Annotated in this window: 19 protein-coding genes; 15 read left to right on the top strand and 4 right to left on the bottom strand. The window is 42.8% G+C overall.

Features of this window, described 5'->3' with window-relative positions:
• Positions 1–154 precede the first annotated feature (154 nt).
• Positions 155–2059, bottom strand: a complete 1905-nt coding sequence (gene asnB, locus AC503W_RS04830; RefSeq protein ID WP_402990187.1) for an asparagine synthase (glutamine-hydrolyzing) — start codon at positions 2057–2059, stop codon at positions 155–157.
• A 521-nt stretch (positions 2060–2580) separates the two neighbouring features.
• On the bottom strand, positions 2581–3036 hold the full coding sequence (locus tag AC503W_RS04835) for a DinB family protein (RefSeq protein ID WP_402867686.1): 456 nt from the start codon (positions 3034–3036) through the stop codon (positions 2581–2583).
• A gap of 235 nt (positions 3037–3271) precedes the next feature.
• Here AC503W_RS04835 and AC503W_RS04840 point away from each other — a divergent pair, with 235 nt between their 5' ends.
• The 10 genes from AC503W_RS04840 (at position 3272) to AC503W_RS04885 (ending at position 9983) form a co-directional block, all read left to right on the top strand.
• Positions 3272–3574 (top strand): urease subunit gamma, encoded by a 303-nt coding sequence (locus AC503W_RS04840; RefSeq protein WP_402867687.1) that lies wholly within the window; start codon positions 3272–3274, stop codon positions 3572–3574.
• Positions 3575–3586: 12 nt separating this feature from the next.
• Positions 3587–3910, top strand: coding sequence for an urease subunit beta (locus AC503W_RS04845; protein ID WP_402867688.1), 324 nt, complete (start codon positions 3587–3589; stop codon positions 3908–3910).
• Positions 3907–5616, top strand: coding sequence for an urease subunit alpha (gene ureC / locus AC503W_RS04850; protein WP_402990178.1), 1710 nt, complete (start codon positions 3907–3909; stop codon positions 5614–5616). Before AC503W_RS04845 ends, ureC begins: the two co-directional genes overlap by 4 nt.
• 10 nt (positions 5617–5626) lie before the next feature.
• Positions 5627–6073 carry an urease accessory protein UreE gene (gene ureE, locus AC503W_RS04855; protein WP_494916287.1) on the top strand — a complete coding sequence of 149 codons (447 nt, stop codon included), beginning with the start codon at positions 5627–5629 and terminating at the stop codon, positions 6071–6073.
• Positions 6066–6752: an urease accessory protein UreF gene (locus tag AC503W_RS04860; RefSeq protein WP_494916289.1), complete on the top strand. Its 687-nt coding sequence runs from the start codon at positions 6066–6068 to the stop codon at positions 6750–6752. The genes ureE and AC503W_RS04860 overlap by 8 nt, the downstream gene beginning before the upstream one ends.
• A gap of 49 nt (positions 6753–6801) precedes the next feature.
• A complete protein-coding gene (ureG, locus tag AC503W_RS04865) occupies positions 6802–7419 on the top strand; it encodes an urease accessory protein UreG (protein ID WP_402867692.1) in 618 nt (205 codons plus the stop codon).
• Complete coding sequence (locus AC503W_RS04870) at positions 7416–8231, top strand: urease accessory protein UreD (RefSeq protein WP_402867693.1); 816 nt, start codon at positions 7416–7418, stop codon at positions 8229–8231. The genes ureG and AC503W_RS04870 overlap by 4 nt, the downstream gene beginning before the upstream one ends.
• Positions 8232–8257: 26 nt before the next feature.
• Entirely contained in the window at positions 8258–8902 is a 645-nt protein-coding gene (locus tag AC503W_RS04875) for a HoxN/HupN/NixA family nickel/cobalt transporter (protein ID WP_407407221.1), read from the top strand.
• A gap of 144 nt (positions 8903–9046) precedes the next feature.
• Positions 9047–9445, top strand: a complete 399-nt coding sequence (locus AC503W_RS04880) for a hypothetical protein (RefSeq protein ID WP_403123539.1) — start codon at positions 9047–9049, stop codon at positions 9443–9445.
• Between the two features lie 34 nt (positions 9446–9479).
• The gene (locus AC503W_RS04885; RefSeq protein ID WP_402867696.1) at positions 9480–9983 is read left to right on the top strand and encodes a DUF1648 domain-containing protein; all 504 of its coding nucleotides are present in this window, start codon (positions 9480–9482) and stop codon (positions 9981–9983) included.
• A 43-nt stretch (positions 9984–10026) separates the two neighbouring features.
• Here AC503W_RS04885 and AC503W_RS04890 read toward each other — a convergent pair whose 3' ends face one another.
• Entirely contained in the window at positions 10027–10905 is an 879-nt protein-coding gene (locus AC503W_RS04890) for a dimethylarginine dimethylaminohydrolase family protein (protein ID WP_494916292.1), read from the bottom strand.
• A 177-nt stretch (positions 10906–11082) separates the two neighbouring features.
• Between AC503W_RS04890 and AC503W_RS04895 the strand changes: the two genes are divergently transcribed.
• Together AC503W_RS04895 and AC503W_RS04900 are read left to right on the top strand one after the other, a co-directional pair.
• Positions 11083–12699: a long-chain fatty acid--CoA ligase gene (locus AC503W_RS04895; protein WP_494916294.1), complete on the top strand. Its 1617-nt coding sequence runs from the start codon at positions 11083–11085 to the stop codon at positions 12697–12699.
• 60 nt (positions 12700–12759) lie between these two features.
• Positions 12760–13551, top strand: a complete 792-nt coding sequence (locus AC503W_RS04900) for an enoyl-CoA hydratase (RefSeq protein WP_427688111.1) — start codon at positions 12760–12762, stop codon at positions 13549–13551.
• Between the two features lie 93 nt (positions 13552–13644).
• Here AC503W_RS04900 and AC503W_RS04905 read toward each other — a convergent pair whose 3' ends face one another.
• Positions 13645–13833 (bottom strand): YhzD family protein, encoded by a 189-nt coding sequence (locus AC503W_RS04905; protein ID WP_427651667.1) that lies wholly within the window; start codon positions 13831–13833, stop codon positions 13645–13647.
• 297 nt (positions 13834–14130) lie between these two features.
• Between AC503W_RS04905 and cysK the strand changes: the two genes are divergently transcribed.
• From cysK to AC503W_RS04920, 3 genes are all read left to right on the top strand, one after another.
• Positions 14131–15054, top strand: coding sequence for a cysteine synthase A (gene cysK / locus AC503W_RS04910; RefSeq protein WP_402955726.1), 924 nt, complete (start codon positions 14131–14133; stop codon positions 15052–15054).
• 179 nt (positions 15055–15233) lie between these two features.
• Positions 15234–16439, top strand: a complete 1206-nt coding sequence (locus AC503W_RS04915; RefSeq protein WP_494916297.1) for a metallophosphoesterase family protein — start codon at positions 15234–15236, stop codon at positions 16437–16439.
• A 25-nt stretch (positions 16440–16464) separates the two neighbouring features.
• Entirely contained in the window at positions 16465–19461 is a 2997-nt protein-coding gene (locus AC503W_RS04920) for an ATP-binding protein (protein ID WP_494916298.1), read from the top strand.
• Positions 19462–19506 lie beyond the last annotated feature (45 nt).

A 19506-nucleotide genomic window follows, 5' to 3' on the forward strand; every position in this document is an offset into this window, starting at 1 on the left:
TTAAATCAAGTGATGCATTAGCGTGCTTTTCTTATTTCTGATAAAAGGTGGGGCGCCGCGTTTTGTTATCGTGCATCAATATAAATGAAAATATCCCTATCAAGGCTCGGACGAAGCCTTGATAGGGATAGGTTGAATAGCTATGAATGAACGATTAAGTAAGTACAACTTGTTTTTTGTTTTCTTGTTTCTCACCTAAATCGTTAAAATCATAAGCATATTCTATATAAATTTGATGCCAAATCATAAATACAATGATGGTCCATAACTTCCTGCTATTATCCTTTTTGCCAGCGACATGTTCCTGCATCAAGTCAAAAATCGCTTTTTTATTTAAAAGATAATCTGTGGGGCTAGTACGAATCAAATTGTTGGCCCAATCATACATTTCATCCTTTAACCAATGGCGGATAGGCACAGGGAAGCCTAATTTCTTCCGATTTAATACATGGTCAGGGACGATCCCCTCGGCTGCTTTACGAAGTATATATTTAGTCGTATTGTTTTTGATCTTTTGCTCTGAATGAATCTTTGTCGCGACATTAAACACTTCTTTATCCAAGAAAGGAACGCGTAGTTCAAGAGAGTGAGCCATCGTCATTTTGTCGGCCTTCAACAGAATGTCTCCTTGCAGCCAAGTAAGAATATCTAAATGCTGCATTTTCGTAACGGCATCATATGATCTGGATTGATTGTAAATGGGATCAGTCACGGTCGTATAGCCCAAGTTTGGTTTATATTCCGAAAGCAATGATTTCTTTTCACGTTCTTCAAATATTTTTGCATTACCGATGTACCTCTCTTGCAAAGGGGTGACACCACGTTCAATGAAGTTTTTCCCCTTCACTCCATCCGGTAAAATCCTACTCATCACTTTTAACAGGTGTTTGATCGGATTCGGGATATGGTTGAACATTTTCAATGATTGAGGTTCCCTATAGATATTATAACCACCGAAAAGCTCGTCCGCCCCTTCACCGGATAATACCACTTTTACATGTTTTCTGGCTTCACGAGCCACGAAATATAAAGGGACGGCCGCTGGGTCTGCCAGTGGGTCATCCATGTGCCAAATGATTTTAGGGAGTTCAGCAAGATATTCCTCAGGCGAAATGATATAGCTGATATTCTCTAGATTAAGAGCGTGGGCTGTTTCTTTCGCCACGTCGACTTCACTGAATCCATCCCGTTCAAAACCGACAGAGAACGTTTTTAGTTTGGGGTTGACCTCCTTGGCAAGGGAAACGATGATCGAAGAATCAATGCCTCCGGATAGGAACGATCCCACCGGTACATCACTTCGCATATGCACATTCACCGAATCTATTAAAACATCACGAATTTCCTTGGAAAGTTGTGTTTCGGATAGGTCCATCGGTTTGAAAGTCGGTGCCCAATATCGGCTGATATTCATCTTGCCACCTGGCTTTTTCGTGAAGCAATGGCCTGGCGCTAGTTTTTTAATTTGGCTTGTCATCGTATCGGGTTCAGGTACATATTGAAAGCTAAGATAGTGCTGTAAGGAGTCGGAATCTATCTTTCCTTCCATCGCTAGAAGAATACTCTTCTTTTCTGAAGCAAAATAAGTTAATTCTTCTTGTTCTGAGTAAAAGAAGGGCTTGATGCCAAACTGATCTCTGGCACCGAATATCGATTGCTCCACTTTATCCCAGATGACAAAAGCAAACATGCCTCTTAATTTGCTCACCATACGTTCCTTTTGGTCACTGAACAGGGCAATGATGACTTCTGTGTCCGATTCGGTAGTAAATTCATAACCTTTTTGGATCAGTTCTTCGCGTAATTCTATATAGTTATAGATTTCACCATTGAAGATGATCCAATACCGATCATTTTCATAAGAAAGGGGCTGGTGTCCACTTTCGATTCCTATGATACTGAGTCGTCTGAAACCAAAATTGACATACGCATCATTATAATAACCTTCATCATCCGGACCTCTATGTGTAATAAGCGTATTCATTTTATTTATTTGATCTTTCATGTCTATATTCATTTGATTGGGTTTTTGATGCATACAACCAACAAATCCACACATTTTGGGGGTCACCTACCTACTTAATAGTATTAATCTCTGATTCTCGTTTTTTTTAGGAATGATCCATGACTGACAGTAGTTCATCTACATTACATTCGAGGGAAGAGGAGATTGAAGAAAATTGAAAATCCATACATTTTTATCCTAAGATTAAATATTATTACAAACAATCTCATCATTATAATGGAAGAAATTACATTTTTCAACCGTTTCACCATTTTTTATACATCACACGCTGGATAAATTTTGTTTTGGTGTCTAGATTTGGATTCTTTTGTCTGGAATATGAAGGAAACGTAACGAGGAGTAAGTTTCCTACATGACGCGTGCTTGTGGTTTCTATAATAGAAAGGGTTAAAATAGAACGGCTTCTTATCGTGAAGATCGACATGGGCATGGGAAAAAATTGTGAATGGGATGATCGGAGGGAGTCGATCCATCGATTTGCTTTGATGACCATAATATAAAAAAGCCAGGCACCCGGATTTTCTGGAAAATCGGTGTGCCTGGCTTTTGAGTTATCAGTTAGAAGCTTGAACGAGAAGCTTCATCGCATGAATTTGTCCGATATGATTCGTTTCGTGTAAGACGACAAAGCTAATGAAGTCCTCCACTGTTTCCATCCCCTTGAATGGATTTTCCACTTTATCAGCATATTTTTCTTCTGGAATCGCAAGAAGGCGATCGAGTTGCTCCTCTAACTGTAGCTTCAGTGTATCAGTGGATGGGACATCCTCTGGCCAGTCAGCTGGCTTTGAACCATATCCGAATAGTTGTCCATAGTTGTCAGGTAGGTTACTGCCATTTGGAGAGTCCAATAAGAATTTTTCCGCTGCACTCAATACATGACCAAGGTGCCAATGGATCGTATTGTTGAATCCTGAAGGCTGGACATCCATAAACTCTGGCGATAATCCCTTGATTTCACTTAGTAAACTGCTCCGGGTGACTTTTAACTGGTTTTTTATGTAATTCAATTTATATTCCTCCACATCTTGTTAGAAAATTTCTTCTAAATAAAAGTATAACAAGGTTATGGATATTCACCAAGTTTGAGTGAAAGGGTTTTTACGTTTTTCATTTTTCTTCTTGAAATTGTCAGAAAATTATTTATAATGAGAATATGTTATAAAATCTTACATTTCTGTGTTATATATGTGGGTTGACTCGTTTGTAAATCAGTTCTTTTAGAATGATAGAAGGAGAGAAGTCATGCGTTTAACGGCAAGGGAACAGGAGAAATTAATGGTCGTGGTTGCAGCGGATTTAGCTAGAAGAAGAAAAGAGAGAGGAGTGAAATTGAATTATCCGGAGTCCATTGCCTTGATCACGTATGAAATCATGGAAGGGGCACGGGATGGACGCTCTGTTGCGGAGCTTATGCAATTTGGCCGGATGATTCTATCCAGTGAGGATGTAATGGAGGGGATCCCGGAGATGATCCACGATATTCAAGTGGAAGCGACGTTTCCGGATGGAACAAAGCTTGTGACGGTCCATAATCCAATTCAGTAAGGAGGCTGGGGCATGATACCAGGTGAATATATCTTGAAAAGAGATTCGATTGTGTGCAATGAAGGGAAGCTTGCGACAGGCATTTCTGTCATCAATCGGGGAGATCGACCGATTCAGATTGGCTCCCATTTTCATTTTTATGAAGTGAACAACGGGTTGGAATTTACTCGTGAAGAAGCCTATGGGAAACGGTTGAACATTCCTGCGGGAACGGCGGTCCGCTTTGAACCAGGCGATGAAAAGGAAGTGGAGCTGATTCCTTTTGGCGGCAAAAGGGAAGTGTACGGATTAAGCAATCGAACGAACGGACCGCTTGATGTGGAGGGTGAAGGATGAGTCATGAAATGTCACGGAGGCAATATGCCGACATGTTCGGTCCGACGACCGGGGATTTAGTCAGACTGGCAGATACAGAGCTTTTCATAGAAATAGAAAAAGATTTCACTAGATATGGAGATGAAGTGAAGTTCGGCGGGGGGAAGGTCATACGTGATGGGATGGGACAGCATCCAACAGCTGAAAGGGAAGGGGTCATGGACCTTGTCTTCACGAATGCAATCATCGTCGATTATACGGGCATCTATAAAGCGGATATCGGGGTGAAGGATGGGCAGATTGCGGCAATCGGTAAAGCAGGAAATCCCCTATTGATGGATGGGGTGACCATGACGATTGGTGCGGCGACTGAAATCATCGCGGCCGAAGGAAAGATCGTGACCGCGGGAGGCATTGACGCACATATTCATTTCATTGCACCCCAGCAAATAGAGACGGCATTATCGAGTGGGATCACGACGATGATTGGCGGAGGAACAGGACCGGCAACCGGAACGAATGCCACGACGTGTACACCCGGAGCCTGGAATATCCATAAAATGCTTGAGGCGGCTGAACATTTCCCCATGAATTTCGGTTTTTTGGGAAAAGGCAATGCCTCGGCAAAAGAACCACTCATCGAGCAGGTCAAGGCAGGGGCCATCGGGCTGAAATTGCATGAAGATTGGGGGACCACGGCAGCGGCCATCGATACAAGCTTGTCCGTCGCGGATGAATATGATGTCCAGGTAGCCATCCATTCCGATACCCTTAATGAAGGCGGCTTTGTCGAGGATACGATTGAAGCCATCAAGGGCCGTGTGATTCATACCTATCATACCGAGGGAGCGGGTGGCGGACATGCACCGGACATTATTAAGGCCGCGAGTTATCCGAATATTTTGCCTTCTTCCACGAACCCGACGCGCCCGTATACCATCAATACGCTGGAAGAGCATTTAGACATGTTGATGGTATGCCATCATTTGGATCCCTCCGTACCGGAGGATATCGCCTTTGCCGATTCCCGGATAAGGAAGGAAACGATAGCTGCTGAAGACATTCTCCATGATTTAGGCGTCTTCAGCATGATCAGCTCGGATTCTCAGGCAATGGGCCGGGTGGGAGAAGTCATCCTGCGGACATGGCAGACGGCGGATAAAATGAAAAAACAGCGGGGAAAGATGATGGAGGAGAAAGGAGATGGCGATAATTTCCGTGTGAAGCGATATGTCGCCAAGTATACGATTAATCCAGCCATCACCCATGGAATCTCCGATGTTGTCGGATCATTGGAAGAAGGGAAATTTGCAGATTTGGTGGTGTGGGACCCGGCCTTTTTTGGAGTGAAACCGGATATGATCGTAAAAGGGGGCATGATTGCGCACAGCATCATGGGAGACCCCAATGCCTCCATTCCGACCCCACAACCGGTTTTGTATCGTCCGATGTTTGCGAGTTTTGGGCAAGCCGTTTCTGGTACATCCATCACCTTTCTATCCAAAGCTGCTTATGAAGCGGGAATCCATAAGGAAATTGGGTTGAAGAAAATTGTGAAAACCGTCTCGAATATCCGGAATCTTACAAAGAAAGACATGAAGTTAAACGGGGAAACACCCGTCATCGAAGTGGATCCACAAACATATGAAGTGACGGTCGACGGTGATTTAATTACGTGTGAGCCGGCAGAAGACCTGCCAATGGCACAGCGATACTTTTTATTCTGAGGTGAATAGCATGATTGTCGAAAAGGTGATAGGAAACGTTGAGTCCATTCAAAATAAACCGAAACATACGGAACGGGTTTTTCTAGAAAGCGATGCTTTAAGAAAAAGAATTCAACGTGTGAAAACGGATCATGGCCATGAGATTGGAATAAGGCTCAAGGAAAACAAAGATTTAATGGATGGCGACATTTTGTATATGGATGAAAAGAATATGATCGTGGTTCAGACGATCGATGATGATATCTTAACCATCACGCCTACATCCGTCGGGCAGATGGGCAATATCGCACATCAATTGGGAAATCGCCATTTGCCGGCACAATTTGAGGGGGATGAAATGCTGGTTCAATATGATTATCTGGTTGAAGAGCTGCTTGCAGAGCAAGGCATTCCCTTTCGTCGTGAGAAAAGAAAGGTAAAACAGGCATTCCGTCATATCGGACATTCTCATGAATGAACGGTTGTTTCCGCTCATCCAGCTTTGTGATTCGAATTTTCCGTCTGGTTCGTTTTCCCACTCCTTTGGGATGGAGACCTATATACAGGAAGAGAGGATTCATGATGCACACTCTTTCAAAGAATTTTTAAAGGTCTATATCTTGAAGTCCTTATCTTATACCGATGGCCTGGGGTGCCGTATCGCATATGCACTCATTCTGGATCAAGATGAGGAAGGGATTTGGGATTTGGATGAAAAGCTATTTGCGAGCTGTTCTGCCAAAGAATCAAGGGAAGCCTCAAGAAGGATTGGGCAGCAGATGGCAAAGCTTTGTATGACACTGTACCCATCCGATATGTTGTCAATCTATCTAATCAAAATCAAAGAAAAGAAATGTTACGGTCATCCGGCGATCGTCTTTGCACTTGTTTGTACGGAGCTTGGCATTTCCGTGGACATGGCCATCACAGCTTGCCTGTATGCGGCCGTTTCTTCACTCATTCAAAATGCAGTCAGAGGAATCCCGTTAGGACAGACGGCTGGACAATCATTGTTGTTATGGACACATGGCATCATACAATCAGCGGTGGTAGTAATCAAGGAAATGACAGAGGATGAGCTTGGGAGGACGTTACCGGGATTGGAAATCTCCCAAATGAGGCATGAGCAATTACATGTAAGGCTATTTATGAGTTGAATAGAAAAGAGGTGAAAGGTTTGCTCTTAGAAGGGACAAACCGATTATGATGAAGCAGGTTGTAAAAATTGGTGTAGGTGGCCCGGTTGGTGCCGGGAAAACGATGCTCGTCGAAAAGTTGACGAGGGCAATGGCAAATGATTTCAGCATGGCCGTCGTCACGAATGATATTTATACGAAGGAAGATGCTCTTTTTCTCATGAAAAACGGTGTGTTGCCTGAAAATCGAATCATCGGGGTGGAAACGGGAGGCTGTCCGCATACGGCGATTCGGGAAGATGCTTCGATGAACTTCGCGGCGATTGATGAATTGGAGGACCTTCATCCTGATCTTGATTTAATTTTCGTTGAAAGCGGCGGTGATAATTTAGCAGCCACATTTAGTCCGGAGCTCGTGGATTTTTCGATTTATATCATAGATGTGGCCCAAGGGGAGAAAATCCCGCGAAAAGGCGGACAAGGGATGATCAAATCGGATTTGTTCATCATTAATAAAACGGATTTGGCCCCTTACGTTGGAGCTAGTCTTGAAGTGATGGAACGCGATACATTGGCAACACGCGGAAATAAGCCCTTCTTTTTTACGAATTTAAAAGATGAAAAAGGATTAGAGGATGTGGTGAACTGGATTAAATCCGAGGCCTTTTTCATAGGGTTAGAGCAATGAATTGGACCGGTAGCATCCGCTTGACGTCAGTACTGAAAAAGGGGCGGACGATTGTGAAGGACAGTTATCATGAGGGAGCTTTCAAACTGTCCCGTCCTGTTTTTCTGGATGAAACTTCACCCACCTACTTTCTCATTCATGTCGGGGGTGGTTATGTCGGAGGTGATTGCTACCAACAGTTTTTCTGTTTAGAAGAAGGAGCACATTTGACGTTGACGACCCAGTCTGCGACAAAGGTATATAAAACTACGGGAGAACCGGCAAGGCAGGAGACTGAAATGGTATTAAGAAAGGGAAGCTTCCTTACCTACGTTCAGGACCCGTTGATTGCATATGAAGGTGCACGGTATATACAAGATACGACCATACATATGGATAAAGGGTCAGGGCTACTGCTCACGGATATCTTCACCCCGGGATGGTCCAAGAGTGGCAAGGATTTTACATACGATTGGATTCGTTCGAAAATGAATGTGTTTTATGATGGGAAAAGGCTGATTATGGATCATGTATTATTGCAACCATCCGATCAGATGGAATCCATTTTGTTATTGGAAGGATACAGCCATTTTGGTTCATTATTGTTCATACATGATGGGCTAAGTGAGGACATGATAACGCAATTAGAAGAATCGCTATCTGATTTCGGGCAAAAGGCAAGAATCGGTTTTTCGAGATTGCCTATACGAGGACTGATGGTAAGGGTATTGGCGAATCAAACTCAGTTAATCGAGAAAATATTCGCCGTTTCCGAGAATCTTTTACGGAGCCTTGCATTGCAGAAAGATGTTGTGTTTTACCGTAAATACTAACTTATTAATAGACGGGATTGAGTGGTATGGAAATGAGTTTATTGCTAGTTTTAGGAATCGGATTTTTATTAGGCATCAAGCATGCTCTTGAACCGGATCACGTGATCGCTGTTTCGACCATTGCCAGCCGAAGCAAGAAAATCTGGAGGTCGTCGCTCGCCGGGGTGTTTTGGGGAATTGGTCATACACTGACACTCTTGGTTTTCGGTGTCGTCCTGATCCTGTTGAAAGATGAGATACCGGAAGCTTGGGCAATGTCACTCGAGTTTCTTGTGGGAATCATGTTGGTGTATCTAGGAATGACCACGATTTTTTCCTGGAAGAATGCTCATGAACATGACCATTTTGAAAGAAATACCTACCTGAAATCGATGTTCATTGGGGTCGTCCATGGACTTGCCGGAAGTGCCGCGATGGTCCTTCTTACGATGAGCACGATAGACTTTGCCTGGCAGGGAGCTTTATATATCATTGTTTTTGGGGTGGGGACCTGTTTAGGCATGCTCTTGTTTACGACCATATTGAGCATTCCGTTTGTGACTAGCGCTTCCTCAAAAAAAATGAATCGCTCTCTCGTTCGGTTGACGGGTGTGGTCAGTACGGTTTTCGGAATTTATTATATGTATAACCTTGGTGTGAATGAACAGCTATTTACGATTTGGTTTGGTTGATTCACTCAAATAATCGAGACGGAAACTTTCAGGCAATCAGCTTGGAGGTTTTTCCTCTTTCAGCTTGAACAATCCTATTATTTTCCATGGGTGAACGAGTATAATGACTATATGGGAAAGTAGTTTGCATAGGGGGTGGAGGTAATGAAGTGGAGATTAATTTTATTTGCACTATGCCTAGTATCATTAACGTTTGCTTCGGGTTGTTCTGATAGGGAAGAACGTATTTCAATCCAAAAACGAATAGGAAAAGATACATATAGATTTGAAGCCTATAAAGAAAACATAAATATGAAAAAGACTGTAAAAACAAAAGAAATTTTGGAAAATGTGACGTGGAAGGAAAATCCCATGGAGAAAGATGACCGGAAAGCAGACTTCATCTTCTACTTTAATGATCGCAACTTTGGGGATGAAATCCCTGTTTACTTTGTGTGGTTGGGTTCCGGTGAACATGCGCTGGAAGTTACGAAAGATGATCAAAACAAGTATGTGCAATTAAACGAAGAAGACTCTGCTGTCATCTTGGACTTACTACAATAACCGATTCTTACTATAAGAAATGGGGGAGGAAAACATGAAAAGTAAACATCCGGTTTTACATTTTCCCAAGACGGGCGTTGAGAAAATGATGGATATCGTTTCACTTCTCTTCATCGTAATCAACCTGGTTTATTTAATCAGTGTATGGAACACATTACCCGCCGAAGTCCCGATTCACTTTAATGGAAAAGGAGAAGTGGATGGATGGGGAGGAAGAGCGTTGATTTGGCTCCTTCCTACCATCAGCCTTTTTTTATGGGTTGGCTTGACGTTGTTGGAGAGGGTCCCGCACCTTTTTAATTACCCAATCGAAATAACCGAAAAAAATGCTGCATTTCAATATAGAAATGCTCGAATGATGAGTTTGTTTTTGAAGGTGGAGATCATCCTCTTTTTCCTGTATACGAGTTGGGAATCGGTTCATGTGGCGATGGGGAAGGAAGAAGGCCTCGGAACATTAGCTCTGTCCATTTTCCTGATCTTGCTTTTAGGTTCCGTCGCTTTCTTTGTAACCCAATCGGTCCGTAATGCAAAATAAACCGGGTCTGCCTTGATGAAGACCCGGTTTAAACACCCTGTTTTTAACGGAGTTCAGTGACCTTACTTTTTGAACGTAAAAGTGGCATCGTACAGCAGCGGAAAGAGCCACCGGATTTGATGATTTCACTTATATCGACTTCAATTACTTCATATCCCCGTTCTCGAAGCTGATTGTTGACCTTTTTATTGCAAGGAAGACTGAACAATTTCTTATTTCCGATGGAAAGAACATTCGTGCCCATTGTGAATTGTTCATCTCCGTTTACTTCGATCAGATCGTAACGTGAACCTAAAAAGTCTAGTTCCTTCTTGGTAAGGGCATCAGGGAAAACGAGAGCCTCGGTCGGTGAAAGAATATTGAATATGCAGTCCAAGTGGAGATACTTTTCAACGAAAGGAACCGGTATGACCTCGTATTCGGGTAATAGGCCTTGTAGTTCCTTAATGGCCTTCTCATTGGTTCTATCGCTAATTCCTATATATACCGTTTTTCCATCAAGAATAACATCACCACCCTCAATATTCCCTTTACTTACATTGAAATAACGGATTTCATTTAATTCAAGCCACAGTTTCAATAATAGTTCTTCTCCTGAACGTATCGCATTTGCCATTTCGGCAACATAAACAGTATTACCTATGGTAAAGCCGATATCCCTTGTGAAGACCTGTTCTGGATATGTAGATTGGGGTGGTAGTTTTATGACGTCTACTCCTTCATTCCTAAGTGCCGTCACAAAATTTGTATGCTGTTTCATCGCTAGTATCCTATCTATGTTTTCCTCTTTAAATTCTTTTTGAGTTTCATTGATGACTTCGCGTATTTCCATATACCTTGGTTCACAGACGATTACCTGAGAAAGGATAGAGTATTCACTTGTACAGGAAGCATCGAGTTCCTCATTAAGATTGTTAGCCATGGATTAACTCCTCTACATATCATTTATCTATACTTTACCTCTATTTTCTATAAAAAAAACAAAATAGAAGTCGATTTATAAAATAAAATGTAAAATCCTGATCAATTGAAAAAGGATTATTTTTGATGTGGTCGAATATATAAATGGAAGCGTTTTCTATATAAGGAGGAGATTGTTATGATGGACACTCCATTGATTATGACGCAAATCATTGAGAGAGCTGAAAAGTATTTTCCGAAAAAAGAAGTGGTCTCCCGTACGGACGGCGGAGTCCATACATTTACGTATGCAGAAACTGCCCAGCGGACAAGAAGGCTCACAAGCGTCTTCGAAAAAATGGGCATCAAGACCGGTGACAAAATTGGAACACTGGCATGGAATCATCACCGACATCTGGAAGCTTACTTTGCCATCCCTTGTCATGGAGCGGTCCTCCATACAATCAATATGCGTCTATCTCCTCAGCATATTTCTTATATCGTCAATAGTGCGGAAGATCGCCTTTTACTTATAGATCCAGATGTGATTCCATTACTGGAAATGATCAAGGATGAGCTGACTACGGTTGAGGGATACATCATCATGACCGATGAAGAGGTGCTTCCTGAGACTACTTTATCACCCGTCTATCATTATGAAACATTATTGGCTGAAGGAAATCCAGCACAGCCATTCATTAAGGATTTGGATGAAAACGCTCCAGCAGGTTTGTGTTACACATCGGCCACAACAGGGAACCCAAAAGGAGTCCTTTATTCACATAGAGGGATTTTATTGCACGCGATTGCATTGGGCCTGGCTGATTCGACGGCAATAAGCGAGCGGGATGTAGCGCTTCCGGTCGTGCCGATGTTTCATGTAAATGCGTGGGGCATGCCATTTGCAAGTGTTTGGTTCGGAACGAAGATGGTCTTGCCGGGACCGAACTTCACACCGAAAATTTTGGCGGAGCTCATTGAAACCCAGAAGGTCACAATTGCGGCCGGCGTTCCGACAATCTGGCTTGGGCTGTTGAAGGAGCTTGAGACGGGAAATCATGACACAAGTAGTATGCGCACCATTTTATGCGGTGGGTCGGCTGCCCCGAAAAGCATGATCAGGACATTCGAGCAAAAATACAATATCCCATTCCTTCATGCCTATGGAATGACTGAAACAAGCCCGCTTGTATTCGTTGCGAAACCGAAGAGCTACCAGGATGACCTGCCTGAGGAAGAACTTTATGACCTGAAGGCCAAACAGGGACTTGTCGCGCCCATGATTGAAATTAAAGTCGTAGGCCAAGATGGTGAAGTGAAGCCCGATGGAAAAGAGATGGGTGAGTTACTTATAAGAGGACCTTGGATTGCCGATGAGTATTTTAAGGATGAACGATCAGAGGAAACCTTTAAAGATGGCTGGCTCTATACCGGTGATGTCGTCACAATCGATGACGAAGGGTTTGTCAAAATTGTCGATCGGACGAAGGACTTAATCAAAAGTGGAGGCGAATGGATTTCCTCGGTTGATATAGAAAACACCTTAATGGCCCATGAAGGGGTTTTCGAAGCAGCTGTCGTTGCCATGCCGCACGAAAAATGGCAGGAACGGCCAGTCGCCTGTGTCGTTTTAAAAGACGGGTACAAAGACCAAGTGACGCAGGAAGACATCCTTGAATTTTTAAAACCACAGTTTGCGAAATGGTGGCTACCGGATGAAATCATTTTTATGGATGAAATCCCAAAAACGGGTGTAGGAAAGTTCTTGAAAAGGGCGCTTCGTGAACAGCTTAAGGATGCATACCTGCAAAGTTGAACGCTAAGAGAACCATGGATAGGAAAAAAATGAAGGAAAAGAGGAGGAAAATTAGTGAATATTGAATCGACTTCATCTACAGGTACTGTTTTAGTTACATGCACGGAGAGAACGGCGACGGTCACTTTGAATCGCCCAGAGTCCATGAATGCAATAAATCCAGCCATGCTAAACGACTTTATTTATGCCCTTAAGGAAGTGGGCGAGAATGAAGATATTGACGTCGTCATTTTAAAAGGGAATGGGAAGGCATTCTCTTCAGGTGGAGATATCAAGATGATGCTTGAATCCGATGAGGAAAATGGTTTTGATAGCCTCATGGATGGAATAAGTGAATTGGTTACAACCTTATATTTCATGCCTAAATTGACCATCAGTGAAATCCACGGTGCAGTGGCAGGTCTTGGCTTAAGCATTGCCCTTGCAACGGATTACCTCATTGCGGACTCACAAAGCAAGGTGGCCATGAACTTTATTGGTATCGGACTGATCCCAGATGGCGGAGGACACTTCTTCCTTGAACGCCGTCTTGGTGAAGTGGGGGCGAAGGAATTGATTTGGGAAGGAAAAGTCCTTACCGCCCATGAGGCAAAAGAAAAAGGCCTCATTCATGAAGTGGTGGAAGGGTCCTTGGAACAGGCGGTCGAGAAAAAAGTGCAGATCTGGCTGAAAAGTCCGGTACAGGCGATGATTAAAACGAAAAAGATCCTCAGTGAAAAAAATCGTCCCTTGTTAATAAAAATGCTTGAAATTGAAAAAGCGGCCCAAATGAAAATGCGTCAAACAGAAGATCATAAAGAGGGAATCCGTGCTTTTGTCGAGAAAAGGAAACCCGTTTTTATCGGGAAATGAAATCAGAGAGACCGTCAGGATGACGGTCTCTCTATTTTTATCCCATTCTTAGAATATCCAAAATATAAAAAAGCGCTTCCACTTTTCAACCGTTTAACGATGAAAGAGTAATAGTGCCCCTGCAGGTGAGGTGCAGCGGTGCGTTTGATCTTGATAATTTTTTTCATTCAGGATTTTTTGACCGATTTCTTTTGCCTGTTGATCACTTTCAGCAGTGAATGATTCGTCTAAAAGCTTTTCCCCTGTCGGTTCAAAAACGGTTAATTTGTATACTTTACTCATGTTAAAACTCCCCTTTTCTCATCAATGACCGTTCAATCATTTTTCTGTATAGCATATAACCTGTTAATGAAAATTTTATCATTTTATGTCATTTTTGACCATTATTATATAAGGACGTGGAACCTTTACCGAGAAGGCAAGGTAAAGGTTCCAATTTATGTGAATATCTTGGGTAACTAAATTAATCCTATAGAATATCAAGTATTTCCTTTACTAAACAAAAATTTATAAATGATATAATAATGAAGAAGTAAGTAAATGATGAATGTGAATGAGTTGAAAGGGGATTTTTAAGAAATGACTGTAAGAATCGTAAATAATGTTACTGAATTGATTGGGGATACACCAGTCGTAAAACTTAATCGTTTAACCGCGGAAGGCGATGCGGATGTATATGTCAAACTGGAATATTTCAATCCAAGCCGAAGTGTAAAAGATCGGGCAGCCTTTAATTTGATCCGTCAGGCTGAGCTGGATGGGCTAATCCAACCTGGGGCAACGATCATCGAGCCGACTTCAGGGAATACGGGAATTGGTCTTGCCATGAATGCTGCTGCCAAAGGCTACCGCGCGATCATGGTCATGCCGGATAATATGTCAAAAGAGAGAATCAATATACTGAAAGCCTATGGGGCGGAAGTGGTCCTTACTCCAGCGGCAGACCGGATGCCAGGTGCGATTCGAAAAGCGGAGGAGCTAGCCGCAGAGATTCCTAATAGCTTTATCCCACAGCAATTTGAAAATAAGGCCAATCCAGATATTCACCGGGTTACGACTGCAGTCGAGATATTGGACCAAATGGATCGGAATCTCGATGTGTTTATCGCAACTGCTGGTACAGGTGGAACAATTACAGGAACAGGTGAAGCTTTGAAAGAAGCGCTGCCTGAGCTAAAGGTTGTTGTCGTCGAGCCCCAAGGCTCACCTGTTCTTTCAGGAGGGAAGCCAGGTCCTCATAAGCTTGTCGGAACAAGCCCAGGTTTTGTTCCAAGCATTTTAAATACGGATGTCTTCGATGAAATCCTACAAGCAACGGATGAAAATGCCATATCGACAATGAAGGACATGGCTGCGAAGGAAGGTATTTTAATTGGGCCTTCAGGTGGTGCCGCTGTCTGGGGTGCCCTTCAGGAAGCGCGCCGCCTTGGAAAAGGAAAACGTGTACTGTGTATTGCACCGGATAATGGCGAGCGATATTTAAGCATGGATATCTTCAAATAAAAACAAAGACCGAATGGAGTGCATCTAAAAATGCCTGCGATTCGGTCTTTTTATTTATAAAATGGTCTATACTGTTTTCACCTAAATTAACTGGAATCATTCCTGTCATTAATATGGGAAAGTATGTTCTGGATATGATAAAATAAAAGTAAATAAATGTTAGGGGACGAGGTGGTTTGGTGAGTGCCGTTACGTTCATTCATGCGGCAGATCTTCATTTGGACAGCCCTTTTTCAGGATTGAGGGATTTGCCGGCATCCATATTAAAAGACATCAGGGAAAGTCCATTTAAGTCTTTTCAAAGAATTGTGGAGAATGCGATCTGTCGCCATGTCGACTTCATGGTGATATCAGGTGATTTGTTTGATGGGGAAAATCGGAATCTTCGGACACAGGTCCGTTTTCGGAGTGAAATGGAAAGACTTCAGCAACATGGGATTCCGGTTTTCATCGTTCATGGGAACCATGATCACCTTAATGGCTCTTGGATTAAGGTGGACTTTCCTGAAAATGTGCATATTTTTTCAGACGAAATGGAAGTCAAGCGGTTTGAAAAGATGGACGGAACGAAAGTCCATTTATATGGCTTCAGTTATCCACGGAGGCATGTAACGGAACGAATGATAGAATCGTATGTAAAATCAGAAGCTGCCGATTATCATATCGGCCTTCTTCACGGGAATTTAGAAGGAAATTCGGATCATGGAAACTATGCTCCCTTTTCATTGAATGAGCTTACTGAAAAGGACTTTGATTATTGGGCATTAGGTCATATACATAAGCGCCAGGTCGTTTCAGAATATCCACTTGTCATCTATCCGGGAAATATACAAGGGAGGAATCGGAAGGAGTCGGGTGTAAAGGGCTGTGTGTTGGTCGAAATGGACGGAGAAGAAAAAAGGCACTCCTTTATCGAAACTTCCGAGCTGATATGGGAAAGTGTACTGTTTAAAGTCCCGGCAACCGCTGGCTTTGATGATCTTTATAAGCAGTTCAAGGAGATGATCGGGCAAAAACGTTCGGATGATAAGGGTTATCTCATAGACATCCAGCTGGATGTCGAGGATCCTTGTGTCTTCTCACGTGAATTACTAGAAGATTTAACCCGTCTTTTACAGGAAGAGGAAGAGCAGGAGCAATCATTCGTGTGGATACATAAGATCACCCTTCAGCCATCTTCCTTACGTAAAGCGGGAAAAAGGCTGACACCTTTTACAAATGAAATATCCAAATTGACTGCTGATTTTGCCGATATAGAAAAGGTCCTAGCGCCACTTTATAAACAGGCTGAATCAAGGAGATTTCTCGATGCCTTGAGTCAGGAAGAGGAGCAAGAGCTCATGAATGAGGCTGAAAGATGGCTGTTGCAGGTATTTGAATCATAATGGTCAATTGAAGGAGGAAACCGATTTGAAAATTAAAGACCTCCATGTTTATGGCTATGGGAAACTGGAAAACCAGAGGTTCTTAGAAATGGGGCAGCTGCAGGTCTTCTTTGGGGAGAATGAGTCAGGTAAATCCACAATCATGTCATTCATACACAGTCTTTTATTTGGTTTTCCGACAAAGGTTCAAAATGTTCGGCGATATGAGCCTAAACTTCATGCCAAGTATGGCGGGAGACTCACGCTTATTACAAAAAAAGATGGTGAAGTCATCATTGAACGGGTGAAGGGGAAGGCAACGGGAGATGTGAAAATCACATTCCAGGACGGGAGAACCGGAGGCGAAGAAGAGCTCAATGAAATTCTTCATGGCATGGATAAAAACTATTATCAGTCCATCTTTTCTTTTGACCTTCAGGGGTTACAAGGCTTGTCAGCCCTTAGTGAAGGGGACATGAGTAAATATTTACTTTCGGCAGGCCTGATAGGGAATGATCGGTTGCTGGAGGCTGAAACGAAGCTACAGAAGGAGATGGATCTCCGGTTCAAACCTTCCGGGCAGAAACCACTATTAAACGTGAAAATAAAAGAGCTTAAGGAATTGGAGAAACAAGTCAAAGCTGCCGAAGTGGAACAACAGTCTTATACTGTTTTGTGCCAAGATGAAATCGAGCTGAATAGTCAACTGGCCAGCTGTCTGGAACAAATCCAAGAGATGGAGAGAAAACTTGTTGAATCGAGATCTTTTTTACGAATTAAGCCATTATTCGAGGAACGCCGGGAAATTGAAGCAAGATTGAATGACATCGGGGACATGAATTTTCCTTCGGATGGTTTGAGGCGGTTAGAGCAGCTGCAAGCCGTTGAAGTTCCATTAAATGCTCAACTGGCGGCCTTGAATGAGAAGGTGCGTAAAATCGAAAGGGACCTTATGCAAAATGAAAGTGGTTCGTTCCTTAGAAAGCATAAAGAAAAGGTCGAATTTGCCATCGAACAAGGGGCGATGCTGGATAAGCTAGAGCTGGAAATAAGGAAAGTAGAACATGAAATTCAAGCTGAAGTAAAAAAAATCGAAAGGATTAAGCAGGATTTATTTTGGGATGCTGCTGATCAACATATCAGTAAGCTTGATACCAGTACGTTCATGAAAGAAAAAATAAAGAGAGCGGAAAGGGAAAAGCATCATTTGCACCAAAGTGAAAATCTGCTTGATGAAAAATATAGTCGGCAAAAAGTGGGTCTGGACACGACGGAAGCACGGATGAAGGAGTTAAAGTCAAAGCTTATGCCTTCGGAAAAAAGAAACGAGTTGGAAGCCATCGTCAACAAACGACAGGATTCCAACTTTGACGAAGTGAAAAGGCAATTTCTTGATGAGCAAATTTCAGAGCTGGAGGGCCAACTAGACTCCCGGAAGAAGCGACAGGATCATCATAAGCGCTTCCACTTACTAACTGGCGGATTGATTGTCCTCATATGTGTGATTGCGATAGGAAGCTTCGTCAAAGGCCAGAGCCTAGGCGGATTTATTTTACTGAGTGCAGCCATTGTATTGGCTGTTTCTCGGTTCCTTTCCAAAGGTGACGATAGTTTGGTTGGACAGTCTGCGCAACTTGAGCAAGCGAAAAGGAAACGAGCAGCGTTGGATCGGGTCGATAAATCTCACAGAGACATGAGTGCAGAGACGATGGGGCAGCTCCTCAAACAAGATGATGACCTTCAAAAACAGCTGGACCATGAAATGTTTAAATATAAAGAACGGGAGGATGCCTTCGAATCCACCATCCAGGAATATGCCGCATGGGAGGAGAGAAAGGCACAGCTACAAGAAGCCGTGAATGCCATCATGACTTCTTGGGGCTTCCCGCATTCAGGTTCGGACGTCAATCTGGAGTCTACCTTTGACGAGTTGGTGAAGTGGAAGGCAGCAGTTGAAAGAAAGAATGAATATATCGAGACCCATCGCTTATTAAAAGCCGATTTCCATAGTATATCGGATGCATTATTTGATTATTCCTTACAGATCGGCAAAGAGCCATCCACATGGAGGGAAGCCATCCTAACGTTGAAAAAGGAAGTCCACCTCATGGCGGAACAAACAGCCAAGTTGGTGCAATGGAAGCAGGTACTTAGAGATTTAATGAGTGAAAAAGAAAGCCTGATGCTGGAAAAAGACTATCTTGAAAAGGAGAAGGACCAGCTATTTACGAAAGCTAAGGTGGATAGTGAAGAAACATATCGTGAAAAAGCCATTTTGGCTGATGAAAGAATTATGCTGCAAAAGCAATGGGAATTACTCAACATTCAATTGAGCCAAGTGGATATGCAACCGGAACGAATCCAAACACTTTCCGAACAAGGAATCAGCGTTTATTCGGTTGAAAACTTGGAACAAAGACGGAAGGATCTAGTAAAGGAAAAAACAGTTTTACTGGAGAACCAAGCTGATACCCGATATAAGATCAAACAGTTGGAGGCAAATGGCGTTTATGAGGAGTTGCTGCATCGTTTCCATGAAGCAAAAGCCACTTTTAACGAGGAAGCAAAGGGATGGGCAAAATTGGCATTGGCTAAAGGCTTATTAAATAAAACCCTGGACCGATATAAAAGGGAACGGCTTCCAAAGGTAATCGCGGAAGCGGAGCGACATTTAGTTTTTCTAACGAATGGTCGCTACCAAAGAATCATCCTGGAGCCAAAAGGTGAAGGGTTACGTGTAGAGCGGAGCGATGGGTTGAATTTCGAGGCCGAGGAAGTCAGCCGGGGAACGGCTGAGCAGATTTATGTATCCTTAAGGCTAGCACTTGCCGATCATACTTTTGCGGATGATCCTTTTCCCCTTATCATCGATGACAGTTTTGTTAATTTTGATGGGAAGAGGACAAAACGGATGCTTGAGCTGTTGAATAAGGTATCCCAAAGGCGTCAAGTTTTATTTTTTACGTGTCATGATCATAATTTGCACCATTTCGAGGGAAATGACGTGATTCATCTGTCCAAGCAAGTTTTGACTCCAAAATGATCATATTTTATCCTCCCCGACATAAAATGAAAAAAACCTATAATA

The organism is Peribacillus suis, assembly GCF_059384845.1.